The 3,398-nt window shown below is 68.3% G+C and carries 2 protein-coding genes; one reads left to right on the forward strand and one right to left on the reverse strand.

The window, feature by feature from the left end:
- Window positions 1–759: 759 nt before the first annotated feature.
- On the forward strand, window positions 760–1,662 hold the full coding sequence (locus tag VG276_21410) for a hypothetical protein (GenBank protein HEV8651880.1): 903 nt from the start codon (window positions 760–762) through the stop codon (window positions 1,660–1,662).
- Between the two features lie 925 nt (window positions 1,663–2,587).
- Here the strand turns inward: VG276_21410 and VG276_21415 are convergent.
- Window positions 2,588–2,977 (reverse strand): nuclear transport factor 2 family protein, encoded by a 390-nt coding sequence (locus VG276_21415; protein ID HEV8651881.1) that lies wholly within the window; start codon window positions 2,975–2,977, stop codon window positions 2,588–2,590.
- Window positions 2,978–3,398: the final 421 nt, after the last annotated feature.

Genomic DNA, 3,398 nt, shown 5'->3' on the forward strand with positions numbered 1-3,398 from the left:
TCCCCGCCCATTCCCATGCGGCAGGCAACATCGGTGGCTTCTCGCCAGCTGGGGAGGCGCCCACACCTGGATCCGGCTGGGATCTTTGCCTACAACCTGCAGCTCACGAGGGACAGGAAGCGAACGGTGAGGCCGGTCCCCCTGGGGCCCGTTGTGGCGCTGCCGCCCGCGACGCGCCTTGACTTGGTAGAGCAGACCCTCCAGCAGCTGCATCTGAGCTTGACATACAGAGGAACCGTTCTGAGAGCTTCCCCTTTTGCCGCCGGCGCCCCTGTTCCCAGCTGGGGCGCCGGCTTGTGGGCGGAGCACCTGCCAGGAATGGGCTGTGGCGGTAGCCATCCGCGGGTGTGCGCCGCCACCCCACCTCACCCGTCGATGCCGCCGAGGTGAGCACCCACGATGCAGGCAACCTCCGCAAGCAGTCCTTGCCGCTGGGTTATGAGGCGACCGGTCTCTCTTCGCTGCCGTGTGCTCTGGGCTCTTTCAGGACCATTGAGCTGCAAGGTTGGAGCTGGTCCATCCCGCCTCGTTCTGGCTGGTGAGGGCTCGTCCTGGTGACAAGTACAGTGACAACGAGGCGGCCGGTGACTGCGAACGCGTCACCGCCTGGCGGCCACGGCACCAGCTTCCGTGCTAGATCGTTGACCGGGAATTCGGTGCAGGCCAGCGGGTCGGCGACGTGCCGCGGTAGGTCCGTGACAGTGGGGCGAAGGGTGTCCAAGATCGACGTTTCCACACACGTCAGACCCTGGAGCCTTCGTGATCGCCGACCTGGACACCCTTCTCATCGCACTGTACGTGGAACTGGTCGACCGGATCATCCCCGCCCGCGGGCCACGCCGCCGCGGCCCGGGCCGTCCGCCGGTGGTGACCGACGCCGAGCTGGTCTGCCTGGCGGTCGCCCAGGTGCTGCTGCGCTACAACGACGAACACCACTGGCTGCGGGCAGCGGCATCCCGGGTCGGGCACCTGTTCCCCCGCCTGCTGGGCCAAAGCGAGTACAACCAGCGGCTCAAGGCCGCGGCGCCGCTGATGGAGGCCGCACTGCGGTGGCTGGCCGAACGCACCCCCGGCTCGGCGGAGCTGCTGCGCCTCATGGACGGCACCCCGGTCGGCTGCGGCCAGTCCAAGCTCACCACCCAGCGTTCCAACCTGTTCGGCTACGCCGGCTACGGCTACGAGACCGCCCACAGCCGCTACTACTGGGGCGTCAAGCTGATGCTGATCACCACCGCCGACGGCACCGTCACCGGGTTCGGCCTGGCCAACCCCAAGCTGGGGGGCGAGCGGGAGGAGACCCGGCGGCTGCTGACCCACCAGCCCGCCAACCGTCCCGCCCCCGGCACCGCCGTGGTCACCGACAAAGGGCTGTCGGGCCAGGACACCGAGCAGTTCTTCACCGATCTCGACCTGCTGCTGGTCCGCCCAGCCCGCAAGGACGAGAAGCGACCACGACCCTTCCCCAACTGGCTACGCCAGCGCGTGGAGGCGATCATCTGGACGCTGAAGCACCAGCTCGGCCTGGAAGCCCACGGCGGGCGCGTCCCAGCCGGGCTGTGGACCCGTATCGTGCAACGCCTGCTCGCCCTCAACGCCGTCATCTGGCACAACTGGACCATCGGCGCACCCGTCAAGCGCTCCCTGATCGCCTACGATCACTGACCCGCCTGACCAGGAACGAATTCCCGGTCAACGATCTAGGCGGGGCCGGTCCCCCGCCGGCCACGGCGGCCGTGGCCAAGCCCCCGGAGGGGGGTGAGGCAGTACAGCAATGACCTCAGATCACCGGTCGCCGGTCTGCTCGCGCTTGTCGTCGCCCTGGCGAGGTCGAGCGCGCGTGCTCTTGTCCCACTCGGTCGTGACGTTATCGAGCTTCCTGTCAAGAAGACGTCGCCCGGTGCCGGAGGGCTTCATGATCCATGACCAGGCACGCGCGAGCCTGCTTCTGATCGACTCCACTGACCATCTACCTCCAACATCGGGCACCGGAGGGCTGTGGGTCTCCTTACTGTCCTCGCCGCCGAGCCCGATCACAAGGTCAGACGCCACTTCGACGACCTCGGTCCCGTCCGGGCGCCGACGCCGTTCGGCGTTCCCGGTCCCTCGGCGCCCAGGGACCGCAACGACCGGCCGGGCACGGCAAGATCGTTCCAAGCGGCGGACGACACCATCCTTACCATTCGTGCTGTCGTGTACCTATAGAGGACGGGCGCTGGTCAGAGTGACGTCAGTGACCGTGACTGACCGTTTGAACCCGAGCTTGTCCGATGTGCATGGCACGGAGATGGCACGCCAGCCGGTGAGCTTGAACGCGCTCCCCCTAGCAGCCATCGCTGACCTCGGATGCAGGGTGAGGCCCCCGTCCAGGGTGATCACCTGACTCCTTGGCAAGGGCCGCAGGCTCGCGGCAGCCATGGGTGGGGAGACTCGAACGCTGGCCCGCCTCCTGGAGGATTGCCTGGCTGCGGCCCAATAGCGATGCTGACCTGCGGTTCCTCAGAACCCATGGTGACCGCTGATGCCCGTGGCGCTCCCCTGGCCGCCGGCCCGGCATGTACCAGCAGAGGCCTCGGCTCAGCCGCAGCGTCTAGGAGAAGAACTCGTCGTAGGCGTACTGGTCCTCGATGTACTGCCACACCTCCACGAGCTTGCCATTGCGGACGTGGCACACCAGGACCTGTCGATCCTCAAGCGTCCGGCCCCCGCGCTCCCCCCGCGCCACGTGCAGGCCGACCGTATGCTGGTCATCGGCCACGACCTCATGCAGTTCCGCTCGGAAGGTGCCGGCTGTCAGCTCCATCGTCCTGCCGAAGAACCCCAGGACCCCATCGGTGCCGCGGTGGTCACCTGCAACCAGGCTCCGGCCCGGCAGGTGCCAGACGATCCCGGGGTCGAACAGGTCGCGCAGGGTATCCATGTCGCCCCGAGCGAACGCGTCGTACCCCCTGCGGACAAGCTCCTCGTTCGGGTGTGTCATCGCCGCCCCCCCTTGTGTGTCGAGAGCGCACCCTACGACACCGTCGGCCGACGGGCAACACGCGATCGCTCGGCGCCGAGGGTCCAGCGGCGACCTCGTCGTTGTCGGCGAGCGTCGGGCGGTCGAGCTGCCAGCCAGCGACCGCACCGACTTGTGGTTTCGGTGTCCGCTGGTGCCTGTGGTTGTCCGGCCGGCTCGGATGCTTCGCGGCCCGGCGCGGCCCCAAGTCCGGTCCCGTCCGGGCGCCGACGCCGTACGGCGTTCCCACTCCCTCGGCGCCCAGGGACCGCGACCGCTGGCGGGGCACCGCAAAGCGGTCTTTGACCGTTTCGACACGGCCGCCTGCTGCACAAGCACTCCCGAGGAGGCTGACGACGTTGGGCGGGTCGAGGGATGCCCAGCTCTGCGGCGTTCCCGCTAG

The organism is Actinomycetes bacterium, from assembly GCA_036000965.1.
Classification (GTDB): Bacteria; Actinomycetota; CALGFH01; order CALGFH01; family CALGFH01; genus DASYUT01.

What these genes read in the sequence shown, in the direction of transcription:
- VG276_21415 (HEV8651881.1), bottom strand. Translation starts at nt 2,977, where the DNA reads ATGACACACCCGAACGAGGAGCTTGTCCGCAGGGGGTACGACGCGTTC.